Origin of the sequence: Microtetraspora sp. AC03309 (assembly GCF_020826795.1) — a bacterium.
Lineage (GTDB): Bacteria > Actinomycetota > Actinomycetes > Streptosporangiales > Streptosporangiaceae > Microtetraspora > Microtetraspora glauca.
Map to the genome: position 1 here is coordinate 1 of NZ_JADDIL010000335.1, position 652 is coordinate 652.

Annotated in this window: 2 protein-coding genes; one reads left to right on the top strand and one right to left on the bottom strand. The window is 64.3% G+C overall.

Annotated features, from left to right (window positions below; translation table 11 throughout):
• The coding region (locus IMZ11_RS43180; protein WP_228649436.1) for a DUF2304 domain-containing protein at positions 1–320 on the top strand (320 nt) is incomplete at its 5' end.
• Here the strand turns inward: IMZ11_RS43180 and IMZ11_RS43185 are convergent.
• Positions 310–652, bottom strand: a 343-nt coding sequence (locus IMZ11_RS43185; RefSeq protein ID WP_228649438.1) for a hypothetical protein, incomplete at its 5' end; no start/stop codon positions are given. The genes IMZ11_RS43180 and IMZ11_RS43185 overlap by 11 nt on opposite strands.

Consider the following 652-nt stretch of genomic DNA (forward strand, 5'->3'; position numbering starts at 1 on the left):
TCTCGGTGCTGGCGCTGTTGGCCTACCTGCTGGGGTCTCGACGCAGCGCGCGGTCCAAGGCGTGGGTCAAGGTCGGTTTCGTGCTGTTCGTGGGTGCGGGCATCTATGCCATTCTGCGGCCCGACGACACCACGGTTCTCGCGAATTGGCTTGGTGTGAAACGCGGTACGGACCTGATGGAGTACGTGCTGATCATCGCGTTCGTGTTCGTCACCCTGTCGACGTACCTGCGCTTCAAGGACATCGAGCTGCGCTATGCCCGGCTGGCCCGGTCGGTGGCCCTGCAGAACGTGCGGGTGCCGGAAGACACTAGCGACTGAGCAACGCCACCAGCATGGCGATCCTGGCCTCTTCGAGTTCCGGAAGTGGCAGCACGCGGCGCACCATGGCGGCGCCGTCGAATGTGTTGATGACGATCGTCAGCAGTACCGCGAAAACGTCCTCGGGAATCTGATCGGCCCCCGGTGCACTCTTGGCCGTCTCGTAGATGTTGTCGATGTACTCGGCGAGCACGGTCTGCAAAGGGCCGCGCAGCTTTTCGTCGGTGCGGGCCGCCATCATGAGCTCGTGCCACACGGTGTTGGTTTCACTGCCCGCGATGTCGCGCAGGATCGTCAGCACCGCGGGCAGCGCCGGCTGCTCGGCGGGGATC